Origin of the sequence: Enterobacter quasiroggenkampii (assembly GCF_043972695.1) — a bacterium.
Taxonomy (GTDB): Bacteria; Pseudomonadota; Gammaproteobacteria; order Enterobacterales; family Enterobacteriaceae; genus Enterobacter; species Enterobacter quasiroggenkampii.
In genome coordinates, this window is the sequence record NZ_CP143745.1 from 1,672,024 (window position 1) to 1,688,001 (window position 15,978).

The window sequence follows — 15,978 nt, forward strand, 5'->3', positions numbered from 1 at the left end:
TGGATACAACTGACTTAGCTACATGAGTGCTGTGTTCCTGATAACTTAACTATAAGCCACTCCTTCCTGGATTTCATCGCGCTATTACGAAAAATTACAAATAAAACCGTAGACTGCGAGCATGTACGCAATGTTCCGTCCTGGACACCCTTTTTTTATCCAAATTAACGCGATTTTTTATCGCTTCCTTACGTTTCATTGGCTTAGCAAAACGGCCTGAAAAGTTCAGATTCGAACTTCTCTTTGTCAGAACTTCTTATTAGGAATATTCCTAATAGCTTAAGCGGGGAAATGAAATTAAAAAAATCCTGAATTCACCGATTAAGTTATCAGTTAATTATGATATGTCTAATTAAGATGGCAGAAAATAAATAGAACCACAATAAGCGTAATTTATGATTTTTTCTGAAAATGAAAAAGGCCGCTAATGCGGCCTTTTTATCATGTGAAACCGGTATCAGTGAGGTTCTACCGAATGCGTGTGTTCAATATCCTCATTTTTCCGGCTGAAGCGGCGGCGAACCACCACGAAGAACACCGGTACGAAGAAGATAGCGAGTACGGTTGCGGTAACCATACCACCCATAACGCCTGTACCAACCGCGTTCTGCGCACCGGAGCCAGCACCGGAGCTGATAACCAGCGGCAGTACGCCGAGGATAAACGCCAGTGATGTCATCAGGATTGGGCGCAGACGCATACGAACAGCCTCAAGCGTTGCCTCAATCAGACCTTTACCTTCTTTCTCCATCAGATCTTTGGCGAATTCAACGATAAGTATCGCGTTCTTCGCCGACAAGCCAATGGTTGTCAGCAGGCCTACCTGGAAGTACACGTCGTTGGTCAGTCCACGGAACGTTGCCGCAAGCAGCGCACCGATAACCCCAAGCGGTACCACCAGCATAACGGAGAACGGAATTGACCAGCTCTCGTACAGCGCTGCCAGACACAGGAAGACGACGATCAGTGAAATCGCGTACAGGGCAGGGGCCTGGTTTCCGGACAGACGTTCCTGATAGGACATACCGGTCCAGTCGTAGCCGATACCCGAAGGCAGTTTGCTCGCCAGCTCTTCCATCAGGTTCATGGCTTCACCGGTGCTTCGGCCCGGAGCGGCCTGACCCAGGATCTCCATCGATGGCAGACCGTTATAGCGTTCCAGACGCGGCGAACCGTATTCCCAGCGAGACGTTGAGAACGCCGAGAACGGTACCATCTGACCATTGCTGCCGCGCACGAACCAGCTGTTGATATCGTTTGGCAACATACGGTATTGCGCCTCGGACATCACGTACACTTTCTTCACGCGACCGCGGTCGATGAAGTCGTTAACGTAGCTACCGCCCCAGGCGGCGCCCAGCGTGGTATTAATGTCACTGATGGATACGCCCAGCGCCTGGGCTTTCTCCTGGTCGATGTCGATTTTGTACTGCGGCGTATCTTCCAGGCCGTTCGGACGCACGCCGACCAGCAGGTCAGGGTGCTTAGCCACTTCGCCAAACAGCTGGTTACGCGCCTGCGTCAGTTTTTCGTGACCCAGACCGCCCTGGTCAATCAGCTGGAAGTCGAAGCCGGTCGCGGTACCCAGTTCAACAATCGCTGGCAGGTTGAAGGCGAACACCATCGCATCTTTAATCTGCGAGAAGGTGCCCATCGCACGGCCGGTAATGGCTTCAACCTTGTTCTCTTTGCCTGGACGTTCAGACCAGTCTTTCAGAGAAACGAAGGCAATACCGGTGTTCTGACCACGACCCGCAAAGCCAAAGCCGTTAACCGCAAACACGGATTCAACGTTGTCTTTCTCTTTGGTGAGGTAGTAGTCCGTCACTTCGTCCAGCACTTTCTGGGTACGCTCTTGCGACGCGCCCGCAGGAAGCTGTGCCATCGTCAGGAACACGCCCTGGTCTTCATCCGGCAGGAACGAGCTTGGCAGACGAACGAACAGGAACGCCATCCCCACGACGATGATGATATAGAGCAGCAGGTAACGACCGGTGCTGCGCAGGATGTTGCCCACGCTGTCGGTGTAGTGGTGCGTGCTCTTATCAAACATGCGATTAAACCAGCCGAAGAACCCTTTATGCTCGCCGTGACCGCCTTTCTGAATCGGCTTCAGCATGGTGGCACACAGGGCAGGCGTCAGGATCAACGCGACCAGCACCGACAGCGCCATCGCGGAAACGATGGTAATCGAGAACTGACGGTAAATCGCACCGGTAGAGCCCCCGAAGAAAGCCATCGGGATAAATACCGCAGACAGTACCATCGCGATACCGACCAGCGCGCCCTGGATCTGACCCATTGATTTACGGGTCGCTTCCTTCGGCGGCAGACCTTCTTCCGCCATTACGCGCTCGACGTTCTCGACCACGACGATGGCGTCATCCACCAGCAGGCCGATGGCGAGCACCATCCCGAACATCGTCAGGGTGTTTATCGAGTAGCCAAATATCGACAGGATCGCAAAAGTTCCGAGCAGAACAACCGGCACGGCAATCGTTGGGATAAGCGTCGCGCGGAAGTTTTGCAGGAACAGATACATCACCAGGAACACCAGGATGATGGCTTCTACCAGCGTTTTAACCACTTCGTGAATCGAAATTTTGACGAACGGCGTGGTGTCATACGGGTAAACGATTTTGAGACCTGACGGGAAGAACGGTTCCATTTTCTTCAGCTCTGCGCGGATCGCCGTGGCGGTGTCCAGGGCGTTAGCCCCTGTTGCCAGTTTGATACCCAGACCGGAAGCCGGTTTACCGTTGAACTTCGCGATGATGTCGTAGTTCTCACCGCCCAGCTCGACTTTAGCCACATCGCGCAGGCGAACCTGGGAACCGTCCTGATTCACTTTCAGCAGAATTTTGCTGAACTCATCGGCAGAGGTCAGACGGGTCTGTGCGATGATCGAGGCGTTAAGCTGCTGGCCTTTCACCGGCGGCGTACCGCCTAACTGACCGGCTGCCACCTGGGCGTTCTGCGCTTTAATCGCATTGATCACGTCAACAGGGGTCAGCTGGAAGTTGTTCAGTTTGTTCGGATCCATCCAGATACGCATCGCGTACTGAGAACCGAACAGCTGAACGTCACCCACACCGGAAGTACGGCTGATGGCGTCCTTCATGTTGGCACCCACGTAGTCGGAAATATCCTCCTGCGTCATGGTGCCGTTGGTGTTGATAACGCCGACAACCATCAGGAAGCTGCTGGACGATTTCTCGACGCTCACACCCTGCTGTTGTACTTCCTGCGGCAGCAGAGGCATCGCCAGCTGCAGTTTGTTCTGCACCTGAACCTGCGCAATGTCAGCATCCGTACCTGACTGGAAGGTCAGGGTGATCTGAACTGTACCGGTAGAGTCACTGTTTGAGGACATGTACATCAGGTTATCGATACCGTTCATGTTCTGTTCGATAACCTGAGTGACGGTGTCCTGCACCGTTTTCGCATCAGCCCCCGGGTAGGTTGCGGAGATAGTCACCGCCGGTGGCGCAATCGTTGGATATTGCGCGACAGGCAGCTTCAGGATCGCAAGTCCCCCGGCCAGCATGATGATAATGGCGATCACCCACGCAAATATGGGGCGATCGATAAAGAAATTAGGCATGTCTTAACGGCTCCTGTTTAAGTTAAGACTTGGTTTGTTCTGACTGGCCAGCGGCCGAAGCTTGTTGTTTATCGTCAGATTTCACTTCCTGTGCTTTAACCTGCGCGCCAGGACGAACTTTTTGCAAACCAGAAACAATCACGCGATCGCCATCTTTCAGACCTTCCGTCACCAGCCATTTATCGCCAATCGCCTGCGTGGCGGTGATATTGCGCGTTTCGACTTTGTCATCTGCTCCGACAACCAGCGCGCTCGCATCGCCACGTGGCGTACGGGTCACACCCTGCTGTGGAACCAGAAGTGCGGTTGGATTCGTTCCTTCTTCCAGACGCGCGCGAACGAACATACCTGGCAGCAGATTCTTGTCAGGGTTCGGGAAAATCGCACGTAAGGTGATGGAACCGGTGGTCTGGTCGACCGTCACATCAGAGAATTCCAGGGTACCTTCCTGCGGGAACTTGATACCGTCGTTGGTGATCAGCTCCACTTTGGCTTTGCCGTTTTCCTGTTTCAGGGTGCCGTTAGCCAGCTCCTGTTTCAGGCGCAGGAAATCATTGCTGGACTGCGTGACGTCAACGTAGATCGGATCGAGCTGCTGCACGGTCGCCAGCGCAGTGGTCTGACCGTTCTGCACCAGAGCCCCTTCCGTCACGGAAGATTTACCAATACGACCGCTGATAGGCGAGGTCACTTTGGTATAGGCCAGGTTAATGCGCGCGGTTTCGACGGCCGCTTTGGCTGCCACCACGGCTGCGTTAGCCTGTTGGGCATCCGCCAGGGCGGTATCGTAATCCTGCTGACTGATGTACTTGGTACCGAGCAGTTTTTGATAGCGGTTCAGCGTCAGCTGAGCAATTTTAGCCGCGGCCTGTGCTTTAGCCAGATCGCCTTTCGCGCTTTCATAAGACGCCTGATAGGTTGCGGGATCAATCTGATACAGAGACTCACCGGCCTTCACATCACCGCCTTCGGTGAAGTTACGTTTCAGGATAATGCCGCTAACCTGAGGACGCACTTCCGCAATGCGGTAAGCATTTGTACGGCCGGGTAATTCGGTGGTGATTTGTAGAGGTTCAGATTTGAGCGTCACAACGCCTACTTCTGGCGCCTGCTGAGCTCCTTGTTGAGCCGGTTTGTCGTCACATCCTGTTAGCGCTAAGCTGCCTGAGAGCATCAGAACGACCGCCAGAGGCGTTAACCCTCTGTTTTTGTTCATATGTAAACCTCGAGTGTCCGATTTCAAATTGATCAAGGGTCCTGAGTCTAAAACCCATTGCTGCGTTTATATTATCGTCATGCTATGGTACATACATTCACAAATGTATGTAAATCTGACTCCTGTAAATTCACCCACCTATGGCACGAAAAACTAAACAACAAGCGCTGGAAACCCGACAACACATTCTGGATGTGGCAATACGTTTGTTCTCGCAGCAGGGTGTTTCATCTACCTCGCTGGCACAAATTGCTCAGGCTGCCGGTGTGACGCGGGGAGCGATTTACTGGCATTTTAAAGACAAGTCAGATCTGTTCAGTGAAATCTGGGAGCTTTCAGAGTCCAGCATTAGCGATCTCGAGAGTGAGTATCGGGCAAAATTCCCTGACGATCCACTCTCAGTATTGAGAGAAATATTAGTATATATCCTTGAAGCAACGGTAGTTGAAGAACGTCGCAGATTAATGATGGAAATAATCTTTCATAAATGCGAGTTCGTGGGCGAGATGGCGATTGTTCAGCAGGCACAACGCAGCCTCAGCCTGGAGAGCTATGACCGTATTGAATACAACCTGAATCAGTGCATGCAGGCAAAACTGCTGCCGGCCAACCTGTTGACCCGCCGGGCGGCGATTCTGATGCGTAGCTACATTTCCGGTCTGATGGAAAACTGGCTGTTTGCGCCACAGTCGTTTGATCTTAAAGCGGAGGCCCGCAGCTACGTCGCGATTTTACTGGAAATGCTACAGCTCTGCCCGACGCTGCGCAGTGACGCGCCGTCGCTAACCGCCTGACTCATTTCCAGGATTTATCTCAGAGGCTCACGTTCGCGCTATTCTGCTTCCGGCGAGCGTGATATTCTTCACGCCGGACTATTTTCGGTCATCTTCTGACATCATTCACAACTATGCTGCCCATCAATCGCTCGCAACATCCTGTTTTTGCATTGCTCTTTGCGATGCTGTTTTTCTTCGCCACGGCGCCGCTGACCTGGGCCCGCGCCGACAACAGCAACGATATCCCCACGCGTGCGGATGTTCAGTCGCAGCTCGACACGCTGAACAAACAAAAAGAACTCTCTCCTCAGGAAAAACTGACGCAGCAGGATCTGACGGAAACGCTGGAAACGCTGGATAAAATTGAACGCGTTAAGGCAGAAACCGCACAGCTCCGTCAGAAGGTGGCGCAGGCCCCAGAAAACATGCGCAGAGCGACGGAATCGCTGAATGCCCTGAGCGACGTGGATAACGACGACGAAACACGCAAAACGCTCGCCGCGCTCTCCTTACGCCAGCTCGAATCGCGCGTGGCGCAACTGCTCGACGACCTGCAAACGGCGCAGTCCGATCTCGCCACCTACAACAGCCAGCTTGTCTCCCTGCAGACCCAGCCCGAGCGCGTGCAAAATGCGATGTACGCCGCGTCTCAGCAGCTGCAGCAGATCCGCAACCGCCTCAACGGCACAACGGTAGGAGAGGGCACGCTGCGCCCGACGCAGCAAACCCTGCTGCTGGTGCAGCAGACGTTGCTCAATGCGCAGATTGAACAGCAGCGTAAAAGTCTGGAAGGGAATACGGTGCTGCAGGACACCCTGCAGAAACAGCGCGATTACGTCACCGCAAACATTAATCGTCTGGAGCACCAGCTACAGCTGCTGCAGGAAGCGGTTAACAGCAAGCGCCTGACGCTGACGGAAAAAACCGCCCAGGAGGCCGTATCCCCTGACGAAACCGCCCGCATCCAGGCCAACCCGCTGGTGAAGCAGGAACTCGAGGCCAACCACCAGCTTAGCCAGCGCCTGATACTGGCGACCGAAAACGGCAACTCGCTGGTTCAGCAAAATATCAAGGTGAAGAACTGGCTGGATCGTGCCCTGCAGGCGGAACGCAACATCAAAGAGCAGATCGCGGTCCTGAAAGGCAGCCTCCTGCTGTCGCGTATTCTCTACCAGCAGCAGCAGACGCTTCCGTCCGCCGATGAGCTGGAAGACATGACCAACCGCATTGCGGATTTACGTCTGGAACAGTTTGACGTCAACCAGCAGCGCGATGCCCTTTTCCAGAGCGATACCTTTGTCGCCAAAATTGAAGAAGGGCACTCCAGCGACGTGAACCCGGAAGTGCACGACGCACTGCTCCAGGTCGTGGATATGCGTCGCGAGCTGCTGGATCAGCTCAACAAACAGCTGGGCAACCAGCTGATGATGGCCATTAACCTGCAAATCAACCAGCAGCAGCTGGTGAGCGTCTCGAAAAGTCTGCAGGAGATCCTGACTCAGCAGATTTTCTGGGTAAACAGCAACAAACCGATGGACTGGGACTGGATTAAATCCTTCCCTGAGACGCTGAAAACGCAGATCAAGAGCATGAAGATCACCGTGAACTGGGAGAAAGCCTGGCCTGCGGTGATGATTGCCTTGCTGGCGGGGCTACCGCTGCTGCTGATCGCAGGCCTGATCCGCTGGCGTCTGGGTTGGCTGAAAAAATATCAGGCGAAGCTGGCGTCCGAAGTGGGGCAACTGCGTAACGATAGCCAGCTCCATACGCCAAAAGCGATTCTGATCGATCTCATTCGCGCCCTGCCGGTGTGCCTGATTATTCTGGCCGTGGGCCTGATCCTGCTCACCATGCAGCTCAACGTCAGCGATCTGCTGTGGGCGTTCAGTAAAAAACTGGCGCTGTTCTGGCTGGTGTTTGGCCTGTGCTGGAAGGTGCTGGAAAAAGACGGCGTGGCGGTGCGTCATTTCAACATGCCTGCGCAGCTGACCAGTCACTGGCGTCGTCAGATTGTGCGCATCAGCCTGGCGCTGCTGCCGCTGCACTTCTGGTCGGTTGTCTCTGAGCTTTCCCCGCTGCATCTGATGGATGATGTGCTGGGCCAGCTGGTCATCCTGCTGAACCTGCTGCTGATTGCTATCCTGATGTGGCCGATGTGCCGCGACAGCTGGCGTGATAAAGAGTCCCACAATATCCGTCTGGCCACCGTGACCGTGCTGGCGATCATTCCGCTGGCGCTGATGGTGCTGACGGCAACGGGCTACTTCTATACCACGCTGCGCCTGTCCGGGCGCTGGATTGAAACGGTCTATCTGGTGATCGTCTGGAACCTGCTCTATCAGACCGTGCTGCGCGGCCTGAGCGTGGCGGCCCGTCGCATCGCCTATCGCCGTGCCATCGCGCGTCGTCAACATCAGGTGAAAGAGGGGGCCGAGGGCGCGGAGCCGCAGGAAGAGCCGACCATCGCGCTGGAGCAGGTTAACCAGCAGACGCTGCGCATCACCATGCTGGTGATGATCGCCCTGTTTGCCGTGATGTTCTGGGCTATTTGGTCCGATCTTATTACCGTTTTCGCCTATCTCGACAGTATTACCCTCTGGCAATACAACGGAACCGAAGCCGGCGCGGCGGTCATGAAAAGCGTGACCATGGGCAGCCTGCTGTTTGCGCTGGTGTCGTCGGTGGTCGCCTGGGCGCTGATCCGCAACCTGCCTGGCCTGCTCGAAGTGCTACTCCTGTCACGTCTCAATCTTCGCCAGGGGGCGTCCTACGCCATCACCACGATCCTCAACTACGTCATCATTATTGTTGGAGCGATGACGGTCTTTGGTTCGCTTGGCGTCTCGTGGGATAAACTGCAGTGGCTGGCGGCCGCCCTCTCGGTCGGTCTTGGTTTTGGCCTGCAGGAGATCTTCGGTAACTTTGTCTCCGGCCTGATCATCCTGTTTGAACGTCCGGTACGTATCGGCGATACCGTCACCATCGGCACGTTCTCGGGAACGGTCAGCAAGATCCGCATTCGTGCGACCACCATCACCGACTTCGATCGCAAAGAGGTGATCATCCCGAACAAAGCGTTCGTGACCGAGCGTCTGATCAACTGGTCGCTCTCGGATACGGTGACGCGCGTGGTGATCCGCCTGGGCGTGGCCTATGGATCGGATCTGGATAAGGTGAAAGAGGTGCTGCTGAAGGCGGCGTCTGAACATCCGAAAGTGATGCACGATCCGGCTCCGGCGGTCTTCTTCACCACCTTTGGGCCGAGCACGCTGGATCACGAGCTGCGTTTATACGTGCGCGAGCTGCGCGATCGCAGCTACACGGTGGATGAACTTAACCGCTCTATCGATCGTCTGTGCCGTGAAAACGATATAAACATCGCCTTCAACCAGCTTGAGGTTCACCTGCGTAACGAGAAAGGTGATGAGCATACGGAAGTGAAGCGCGAGATTAAGGGTGATGACCCCACTCCGGCGTAATCTATAATTTTCCCTCTCCCTGTGGGAGAGGGTTAGGGTGAGGGCAACAGGCCTTCACCTTTGCCTCAAAATCCCGCCGTACAATCTCAAGTGCCTTAAGCACCGTCCCGGCGGGAATATCATGATTCTCCAACAGCATAATCAAATCGACGGCCAGCTTGACCTCATCGGGTGCATTTTCCAGTGACATGGGTGTGGCTCCTGTTAACGGGTCAAACGTTCTATGACGCGTTCAATTTCATCCAGCGCCTGACGGCAGCGGACGATGCGTCCTTCCAGCGCGCTAATCTCGCGCATCAATAACTGCTGCTCTTCCAGCGTTTCGCTGTTGTTCAGGCGCACCTCGCGTTCGCGCTTCATCTCAAACAGTCGGCGTTCAAACTCCTGGTTCTCCAGCCGCTTGCGCTGCCATTTGCCGAGCCCCGGCGAGGCGCTGTCCCAGGCGCGCAGCGGCCAGGCGGCGATTTCGCGATGCAGCGCGGTGATCTGCTCGGTGAGATGCGCCGCAAGCCATGCCACCTGTTCCTGCTGTTCATGCTCAACCGCATGGCGAAGCTCGTCGAGGTTCGTCTGCGCTTCAGCCAGGTAATCCTGAATAACGGTGCTGCGGGTCCGAAAAAGCTGCCGGTCAAAGCGCGGTTTCAGCGTGGCGTGCCCCATCAGCGGCGTGGCCTGCTCCCGCAGAGCAATCAGCTGATTTTGCAGCCTCTCAAGAAGCAGTGCTGTTTTCAAGGCGCTCTCCAGTGGTAAAGTAGCCGTTCAGTTTGATAACGATTCGCATTATGCAGCGTACTATTTTAATCATCATTGGCTGGCTCGCGGTAGTGCTTGGCACGCTGGGTGTGGTTTTACCCTTGCTGCCGACCACGCCGTTTATCCTGCTGGCGGCCTGGTGCTTCGCCCGCTCGTCACCGCGTTTTCACCACTGGCTGCTCTATCGCTCATGGTTTGGCGGCTATCTGCGGCACTGGCAAAAACACCGGGCCATGCCGCCCGGCGCCAAGCCGCGCGCGATCGCGGTGATCCTCATCACCTTCGCCATTTCATTATGGCTGGTGAAAATGATGTGGGTGCGGATCCTGCTACTGGTCATCCTGACCTGCCTGCTTATCTTCATGTGGCGGATCCCCGTGGTTGATGAAAAGCAACAAAAGCACTGAAGCCTTATCATGGCTGTTGCAATTATTGCGTACAGCCAGTAAATTCGACCGTTTTCGAGCACTGGCGCGCCTGGTTAAAGGTTAAACAATTGTTACCTTTGCCGACTCGTTGCGCGCCGTGAGTAACACTGTTTCATTTAGGCACAAACCGATGACCGCAACTGCACAGCAGCTTGAATATCTGAAAAACAGCATCAAAAGCATCCAGGACTATCCAAAGCCTGGCATTCTTTTCCGTGATGTCACCAGCTTGCTGGAAGACCCGAAAGCGTACGCGCTCAGCATTGAACTGCTGGTCGAGCGTTATAAAAACGCCGGGATCACCAAAGTAGTAGGTACCGAAGCCCGTGGCTTCCTGTTTGGCGCACCGGTTGCGCTGGCGATGGGCGTAGGTTTTGTGCCGGTGCGTAAGCCGCGCAAGCTGCCGCGTGAAACCATTGCAGAAAGCTACGAGCTGGAGTACGGCACCGATCAGCTGGAGATTCACGTTGACGCGATCAAGCCTGGCGACAAAGTGCTGGTGGTTGACGATCTGCTGGCGACCGGCGGCACCATTGAAGCGACCGTGAAGCTGATCCGCCGTCTGGGTGGGGAAGTGACCGACGCGGCCTTCATCATCAACCTGTTCGATCTCGGCGGTGAACAGCGCCTGGAAAAACAGGGTATTACCAGCTACAGCCTGGTGCCTTTCCCGGGTCACTAATCCCGGTTTTCACAACCTCGCTCAATGGGTGAGGTTGTGATAGCATTCCCCTCCATAAATTCACCTTCCAGCGTTGCAGAGCCTGCCCATGAGTTATCAGGTGTTAGCCCGTAAATGGCGACCACAAACCTTTGCTGACGTTGTCGGTCAGGAACATGTGCTGACGGCCCTGGCGAACGGCTTGTCGCTAGGTCGCATCCATCACGCCTATCTTTTTTCCGGCACCCGCGGCGTCGGTAAGACCTCTATTGCCCGTTTGCTGGCAAAAGGTCTCAACTGCGAAACCGGGATCACCGCCACGCCGTGCGGCGTGTGTGATAACTGCCGGGAGATCGAGCAGGGGCGTTTTGTCGATCTGATCGAAATCGACGCCGCTTCGCGCACCAAAGTTGAAGATACCCGCGACCTGCTGGACAACGTGCAGTACGCCCCGGCGCGCGGCCGCTTCAAGGTCTACCTGATCGATGAAGTGCACATGCTCTCGCGCCACAGCTTCAACGCCCTGCTGAAGACGCTGGAAGAGCCGCCCGCGCACGTGAAGTTCCTGCTGGCGACCACCGATCCGCAAAAGCTGCCGGTCACGATTTTATCGCGCTGCCTGCAGTTCCACCTGAAGGCGCTGGACGTTGAGCAGATCCGTGCGCAGCTTGAGCACATTCTTGATGAAGAGAAGATTGTCCACGAACCGCGCGCCCTGCAGCTGCTGGCCCGCGCGGCGGACGGCAGCCTGCGTGATGCATTAAGCCTGACCGACCAGGCGATTGCCAGCGGTGACGGCAAGCTCTCCACCGAGGCGGTCAGCACCATGCTCGGCACGCTGGATGACGATCAGGCGCTGTCGCTTATCGAAGCGATGATTGCCGCTAACGGCGAACGCGTGATGTCGCAGGTGAACGCGGCCGCTGCCCGCGGTATTGAGTGGGAAGGGTTGCTGGTTGAGATGCTCAGCCTGCTGCACCGCGTGGCGATGCTGCAGCTTTCTCCCTCCGCGATTGGTGCGGATATGGCGGCCATTGAACAGCGGATGCGTGAGCTTGCCCGCACCGTGCCGCCTGCCGACGTCCAGCTTTATTACCAGACGCTGCTGATTGGCCGCAAAGAGTTACCGTTTGCGCCGGATCCGCGGATGGGCGTTGAAATGACGCTGCTGCGCGCGCTGGCGTTCCACCCGCGCATACCGCTGCCGGAGCCGGAAGTGCCGCGACAGTCTTTCGCGCCGGTCGCGCCCACGGCGGTGATGTCACCGCAGCAGGTGCCGCCGCAGCCGACGTCGCCACCGCAGCAGAACGTACCGCTGTCGGATGCCACCAGTTCGGTGCTTGCCGCGCGCAGCCAGCTGCAGCGCGCCCAGGGAGTAGCCAAACCAAAAAAGAGTGAACCGGCAGCGCCAGGAAGAGCGCGGCCGGTGAACAACGCCGCGCTTGAACGACTGGCCTCGGTAACGGAGCGCGTACAGTCGCGTCCGGCACCGTCCGCGCTCGAGCAGAAAGCCCCGGTGAAAGAAGAGGCTTACCGCTGGAAGGCAACCACCATCACCGAAACCGTGAAGGAAGAGGTGGCCACGCCGAAAGCGCTGAAAAAGGCGCTGGAGCATGAAAAAACGCCGGAGCTTTCCGCGAAGCTTGCCGAAGAGTCGATTGCGCGCGATGCCTGGGCCGCCGAGGTCAGCAAACTCCAGTTGCCGAAGCTGGTCGAGCAGGTCGCGCTGAACGCCTGGAAAGAGCAGGACGGCAATCAGGTGCGTCTGCACCTGCGTCCGGGCCAGCGTCACCTGAATTCCCCGGGCGCGCAAAAGGCGCTGGCCGAGGCGCTTGCCGCTTTACAGGGGGCACCGGTTGAATTGACTATCATTGAAGATGATAATCCGGCAGTGAAAACGCCGCTCGAGTGGCGCCAGGCCATTTATGAAGAGAAGCTCGCGCAGGCGCGCGAGGCGATTATTGCGGATAACAACATTCAGACTCTGCGCCGGTTCTTCGACGCCGATCTGGATGAAGAGAGTATTCGCCCCATTTGATCGTGAGTCTGACTTACGGTTGTAATCCTTAAACGTGAAAGAAGAGAGAAGCCTATGTTTGGTGGAAAAGGCGGTCTGGGTGGCCTGATGAAGCAGGCTCAGCAGATGCAGGAAAAAATGCAGAAGATGCAGGAAGAGATCGCTCAGCTGGAAGTCACGGGTGAATCCGGTGCCGGTCTGGTCAAGGTGACCATCAACGGTGCGCACAACTGCCGTCGCGTGGAAATCGACCCGAGCCTGCTCGAAGACGACAAAGAGATGCTGGAAGATCTGGTTGCAGCCGCGTTTAACGATGCCGCTCGCCGTATCGACGAAACCCAGAAAGAGAAAATGGCCTCCGTGTCCAGCGGCATGCAGCTGCCGCCTGGCTTCAAGATGCCGTTCTGATGCAAACCAGTCCGCTGCTCACGCAGTTAATGGAAGCACTGCGCTGCCTGCCGGGCGTTGGCCCGAAGTCGGCGCAGCGCATGGCGTTTACGCTATTGCAGCGCGACCGCAGCGGCGGGATGCGCCTGGCGCAGGCTTTAACCCGCGCCATGTCAGAAATCGGTCACTGTGCGGATTGCCGTACCTTTACCGAGCAGGACGTGTGTAACATCTGCACGAACCCGCGTCGTCAGGAAAACGGCCAGATTTGCGTGGTGGAGAGTCCGGCGGACATCTACGCCATCGAACAAACCGGGCAGTTTTCCGGCCGCTATTTCGTGCTGATGGGGCATCTCTCCCCGCTGGACGGTATTGGTCCGGACGATATCGGTCTTGACCGCCTTGAACAGCGTCTTGAGTCCGAAACGATCAAAGAGGTGATCCTCGCCACCAACCCCACGGTGGAAGGGGAGGCAACCGCCAACTATATTGCCGAGCTGTGCTCGCAGTATGGCGTTGACGCCAGCCGCATCGCCCACGGCGTGCCGGTCGGCGGCGAGCTGGAGATGGTGGACGGCACCACGCTGTCGCACTCTCTGGCCGGACGTCACAAGATTATTTTCTGACCAAACGGAGGCTGCACGCGCGGCCTCCGCTTGAAAATTTCCCCCCGTATCCCCATCTCTCACTCAACGTTTTAAAACCCCATTAAATGGCATTGTTGAGGTCGACATAGATGAAAGGACAAGAAACCCGTGGTTTCCAGTCAGAAGTAAAACAGCTTCTGCACCTGATGATCCATTCCCTGTATTCCAACAAAGAAATTTTCCTGCGTGAGCTGATTTCCAACGCCTCGGATGCGGCGGACAAGCTGCGCTTCCGCGCGCTGTCTAACCCGGATCTGTACGAAGGCGACGGCGAGCTGCGCGTGCGCGTCTCGTTTAATAAAGAGAACCGCACCCTGACTATCGCCGATAACGGCATCGGGATGAACCGCGACGAGGTGATCGACCACCTCGGGACCATCGCGAAATCCGGCACTAAGGCGTTCCTGGAGTCCATGGGCTCTGACCAGGCGAAAGATAGCCAGCTCATCGGCCAGTTCGGCGTCGGTTTCTACTCGGCATTCATCGTGGCGGACAAAGTCACCGTGCGCACCCGTGCGGCGGGCGACAGCGCTGAAAACGGCGTGCTGTGGGAATCCAAAGGGGAAGGCGAATACACCGTTGATGACATCACCAAAGCGGACCGCGGCACCGAAATCACCCTGCACCTGCGTGAAGGGGAAGATGATTTCCTGAACGACTGGCGCGTGCGCTCCATCATCAGCAAATATTCCGACCACATCGCCCTGCCGGTCGAGATTGAAAAACAGGAAGAGAAAGACGGTGAAACCGTGGTTTCCTGGGAGAAAATCAACAAGGCGCAGGCGCTGTGGACGCGCAACAAGTCTGAAATTAAAGACGACGAGTACAACGAATTCTACAAGCATATCGCCCACGACTTTACCGACCCGCTGACCTGGAGCCACAACCGTGTGGAAGGTAAGCAGGAGTACACCAGCCTGCTGTACATCCCGGCACAGGCGCCGTGGGACATGTGGAACCGCGATCACAAGCATGGCCTGAAGCTGTACGTGCAGCGCGTCTTCATCATGGATGACGCCGAGCAGTTCATGCCGAACTACCTGCGCTTTGTCCGCGGCCTGATCGATTCCAACGATCTGCCGCTGAACGTCTCCCGTGAAATTCTGCAGGACAGCACCGTCACCCGTAACCTGCGCAACGCCCTGACCAAACGTGCGCTGCAGATGCTGGAAAAACTGGCGAAAGACGATGCGGAAAAATATCAGACCTTCTGGAAACAGTTCGGCCTGGTGCTGAAAGAAGGCCCGGCAGAAGACACCGCGAACGTTGAAACCATCGCCAAACTGCTGCGCTTCGCCTCTACGCACACCGACTCCTCCGCGCAGACCGTGTCGCTGGAAGAGTACGTCTCCCGCATGAAAGAAGGGCAGGAGAAGATCTACTACATCACCGCCGACAGCTACGCCGCGGCGAAGAGCAGCCCGCACCTGGAGCTGCTGCGTAAGAAAGGCATCGAAGTGCTGCTGCTTTCTGACCGCATCGACGAGTGGATGATGAACTACCTGACCGAGTTCGACGGTAAGGCGTTCCAGTCCGTTGCCAAAGCCGACGAATCTATCGACAAGCTGGCGGATGAAGTGGATGAGAACGCGAAAGAAGCCGAGAAGGCGCTGGAGCCGTTCGTTGAGCGCGTGAAAACCCTGCTGGGTGACCGCGTGAAAGAGGTGCGTTTCACTCACCGTCTGACCGACACCCCGGCCATCGTCACCACCGATGCCGACGAAATGAGCACCCAAATGGCGAAGCTGTTCGCGGCAGCGGGTCAGGCGGTACCGGAAGTGAAATATATCTTTGAGCTTAATCCGGATCATCCGCTGGTGAAACGTGCGGCGGATACCCAGGACGACGCCCGCTTTGCCGAGTGGGTTGAACTCCTGCTGGATCAGTCCCTGCTGGCCGAACGCGGCACGCTGGAAGATCCTAACCTCTTCATTAAACGTGTGAATGCGCTGCTGCTGGCGTAATTAAACACCTGCCCCTCACCCTGGCCCTCTCCCCAAAGGGGAGAGG

The 15,978-nt window shown here is 56.3% G+C and carries 12 protein-coding genes and 1 other annotated feature; of the genes, 8 read left to right on the forward strand and 4 right to left on the reverse strand.

Going from position 1 to position 15,978, the window contains the following annotated elements:
* Positions 1 to 457: 457 nt before the first annotated feature.
* Together acrB and acrA are read right to left on the reverse strand one after the other, a co-directional pair.
* Complete coding sequence (gene acrB / locus V1572_RS07970; RefSeq protein WP_045909754.1) at positions 458 to 3,604, reverse strand: multidrug efflux RND transporter permease subunit AcrB; 3,147 nt, start codon at positions 3,602 to 3,604, stop codon at positions 458 to 460.
* A gap of 22 nt (positions 3,605 to 3,626) precedes the next feature.
* On the reverse strand, positions 3,627 to 4,820 hold the full coding sequence (gene acrA / locus V1572_RS07975; protein ID WP_045909753.1) for a multidrug efflux RND transporter periplasmic adaptor subunit AcrA: 1,194 nt from the start codon (positions 4,818 to 4,820) through the stop codon (positions 3,627 to 3,629).
* A 140-nt stretch (positions 4,821 to 4,960) separates the two neighbouring features.
* Between acrA and acrR the strand changes: the two genes are divergently transcribed.
* Together acrR and mscK are read left to right on the forward strand one after the other, a co-directional pair.
* Positions 4,961 to 5,614, forward strand: coding sequence for a multidrug efflux transporter transcriptional repressor AcrR (acrR, locus tag V1572_RS07980; RefSeq protein ID WP_048225918.1), 654 nt, complete (start codon positions 4,961 to 4,963; stop codon positions 5,612 to 5,614).
* Between the two features lie 113 nt (positions 5,615 to 5,727).
* A complete protein-coding gene (mscK, locus tag V1572_RS07985; protein ID WP_229225358.1) occupies positions 5,728 to 9,075 on the forward strand; it encodes a mechanosensitive channel MscK in 3,348 nt (1,115 codons plus the stop codon).
* A gap of 1 nt (position 9,076) precedes the next feature.
* Here the strand turns inward: mscK and rsmS are convergent, their stop codons facing one another.
* Together rsmS and priC are read right to left on the reverse strand one after the other, a co-directional pair.
* Positions 9,077 to 9,265: a pleiotropic regulatory protein RsmS gene (gene rsmS / locus V1572_RS07990; RefSeq protein WP_111967307.1), complete on the reverse strand. Its 189-nt coding sequence runs from the start codon at positions 9,263 to 9,265 to the stop codon at positions 9,077 to 9,079.
* A gap of 14 nt (positions 9,266 to 9,279) precedes the next feature.
* Positions 9,280 to 9,807: a primosomal replication protein N'' gene (gene priC, locus V1572_RS07995; protein ID WP_045909749.1), complete on the reverse strand. Its 528-nt coding sequence runs from the start codon at positions 9,805 to 9,807 to the stop codon at positions 9,280 to 9,282.
* Positions 9,808 to 9,857: 50 nt separating this feature from the next.
* On the opposite strand from priC, the gene V1572_RS08000 reads away from it, so the two are divergent.
* The 6 genes from V1572_RS08000 to htpG all read left to right on the forward strand — a co-directional run bounded on the left by V1572_RS08000 (position 9,858) and on the right by htpG (position 15,932).
* Entirely contained in the window at positions 9,858 to 10,235 is a 378-nt protein-coding gene (locus V1572_RS08000; protein ID WP_013095896.1) for a DUF454 family protein, read from the forward strand.
* A 151-nt stretch (positions 10,236 to 10,386) separates the two neighbouring features.
* Positions 10,387 to 10,938 carry an adenine phosphoribosyltransferase gene (gene apt, locus V1572_RS08005; RefSeq protein WP_000127359.1) on the forward strand — a complete coding sequence of 184 codons (552 nt, stop codon included), beginning with the start codon at positions 10,387 to 10,389 and terminating at the stop codon, positions 10,936 to 10,938.
* Between the two features lie 88 nt (positions 10,939 to 11,026).
* Positions 11,027 to 12,955 (forward strand): DNA polymerase III subunit gamma/tau, encoded by a 1,929-nt coding sequence (gene dnaX, locus V1572_RS08010; protein ID WP_395299848.1) that lies wholly within the window; start codon positions 11,027 to 11,029, stop codon positions 12,953 to 12,955.
* Positions 12,285 to 12,349, forward strand: a sequence feature (DnaX frameshifting element). (Overlaps the previous gene by 65 nt.)
* Before the next feature lie 54 nt (positions 12,956 to 13,009).
* Positions 13,010 to 13,342, forward strand: a complete 333-nt coding sequence (locus V1572_RS08015; protein WP_003858972.1) for a YbaB/EbfC family nucleoid-associated protein — start codon at positions 13,010 to 13,012, stop codon at positions 13,340 to 13,342.
* Entirely contained in the window at positions 13,342 to 13,947 is a 606-nt protein-coding gene (gene recR, locus V1572_RS08020; RefSeq protein ID WP_008499298.1) for a recombination mediator RecR, read from the forward strand. Before V1572_RS08015 ends, recR begins: the two co-directional genes overlap by 1 nt.
* A 110-nt stretch (positions 13,948 to 14,057) precedes the next feature.
* Positions 14,058 to 15,932, forward strand: coding sequence for a molecular chaperone HtpG (htpG, locus tag V1572_RS08025; RefSeq protein WP_045909747.1), 1,875 nt, complete (start codon positions 14,058 to 14,060; stop codon positions 15,930 to 15,932).
* Positions 15,933 to 15,978: the final 46 nt, after the last annotated feature.

What these genes read in the sequence shown, in the direction of transcription:
- acrA (WP_045909753.1), bottom strand. Translation starts at nt 4,820, where the DNA reads ATGAACAAAAACAGAGGGTTAACGCCTCTGGCGGTCGTTCTGATGCTC.
- htpG (WP_045909747.1), top strand. Translation starts at nt 14,058, where the DNA reads ATGAAAGGACAAGAAACCCGTGGTTTCCAGTCAGAAGTAAAACAGCTT.
- mscK (WP_229225358.1), top strand. Translation starts at nt 5,728, where the DNA reads ATGCTGCCCATCAATCGCTCGCAACATCCTGTTTTTGCATTGCTCTTT.
- recR (WP_008499298.1), top strand. Translation starts at nt 13,342, where the DNA reads ATGCAAACCAGTCCGCTGCTCACGCAGTTAATGGAAGCACTGCGCTGC.
- apt (WP_000127359.1), top strand. Translation starts at nt 10,387, where the DNA reads ATGACCGCAACTGCACAGCAGCTTGAATATCTGAAAAACAGCATCAAA.
- dnaX (WP_395299848.1), top strand. Translation starts at nt 11,027, where the DNA reads ATGAGTTATCAGGTGTTAGCCCGTAAATGGCGACCACAAACCTTTGCT.
- V1572_RS08000 (WP_013095896.1), top strand. Translation starts at nt 9,858, where the DNA reads ATGCAGCGTACTATTTTAATCATCATTGGCTGGCTCGCGGTAGTGCTT.
- V1572_RS08015 (WP_003858972.1), top strand. Translation starts at nt 13,010, where the DNA reads ATGTTTGGTGGAAAAGGCGGTCTGGGTGGCCTGATGAAGCAGGCTCAG.
- acrR (WP_048225918.1), top strand. Translation starts at nt 4,961, where the DNA reads ATGGCACGAAAAACTAAACAACAAGCGCTGGAAACCCGACAACACATT.
- rsmS (WP_111967307.1), bottom strand. Translation starts at nt 9,265, where the DNA reads ATGTCACTGGAAAATGCACCCGATGAGGTCAAGCTGGCCGTCGATTTG.
- acrB (WP_045909754.1), bottom strand. Translation starts at nt 3,604, where the DNA reads ATGCCTAATTTCTTTATCGATCGCCCCATATTTGCGTGGGTGATCGCC.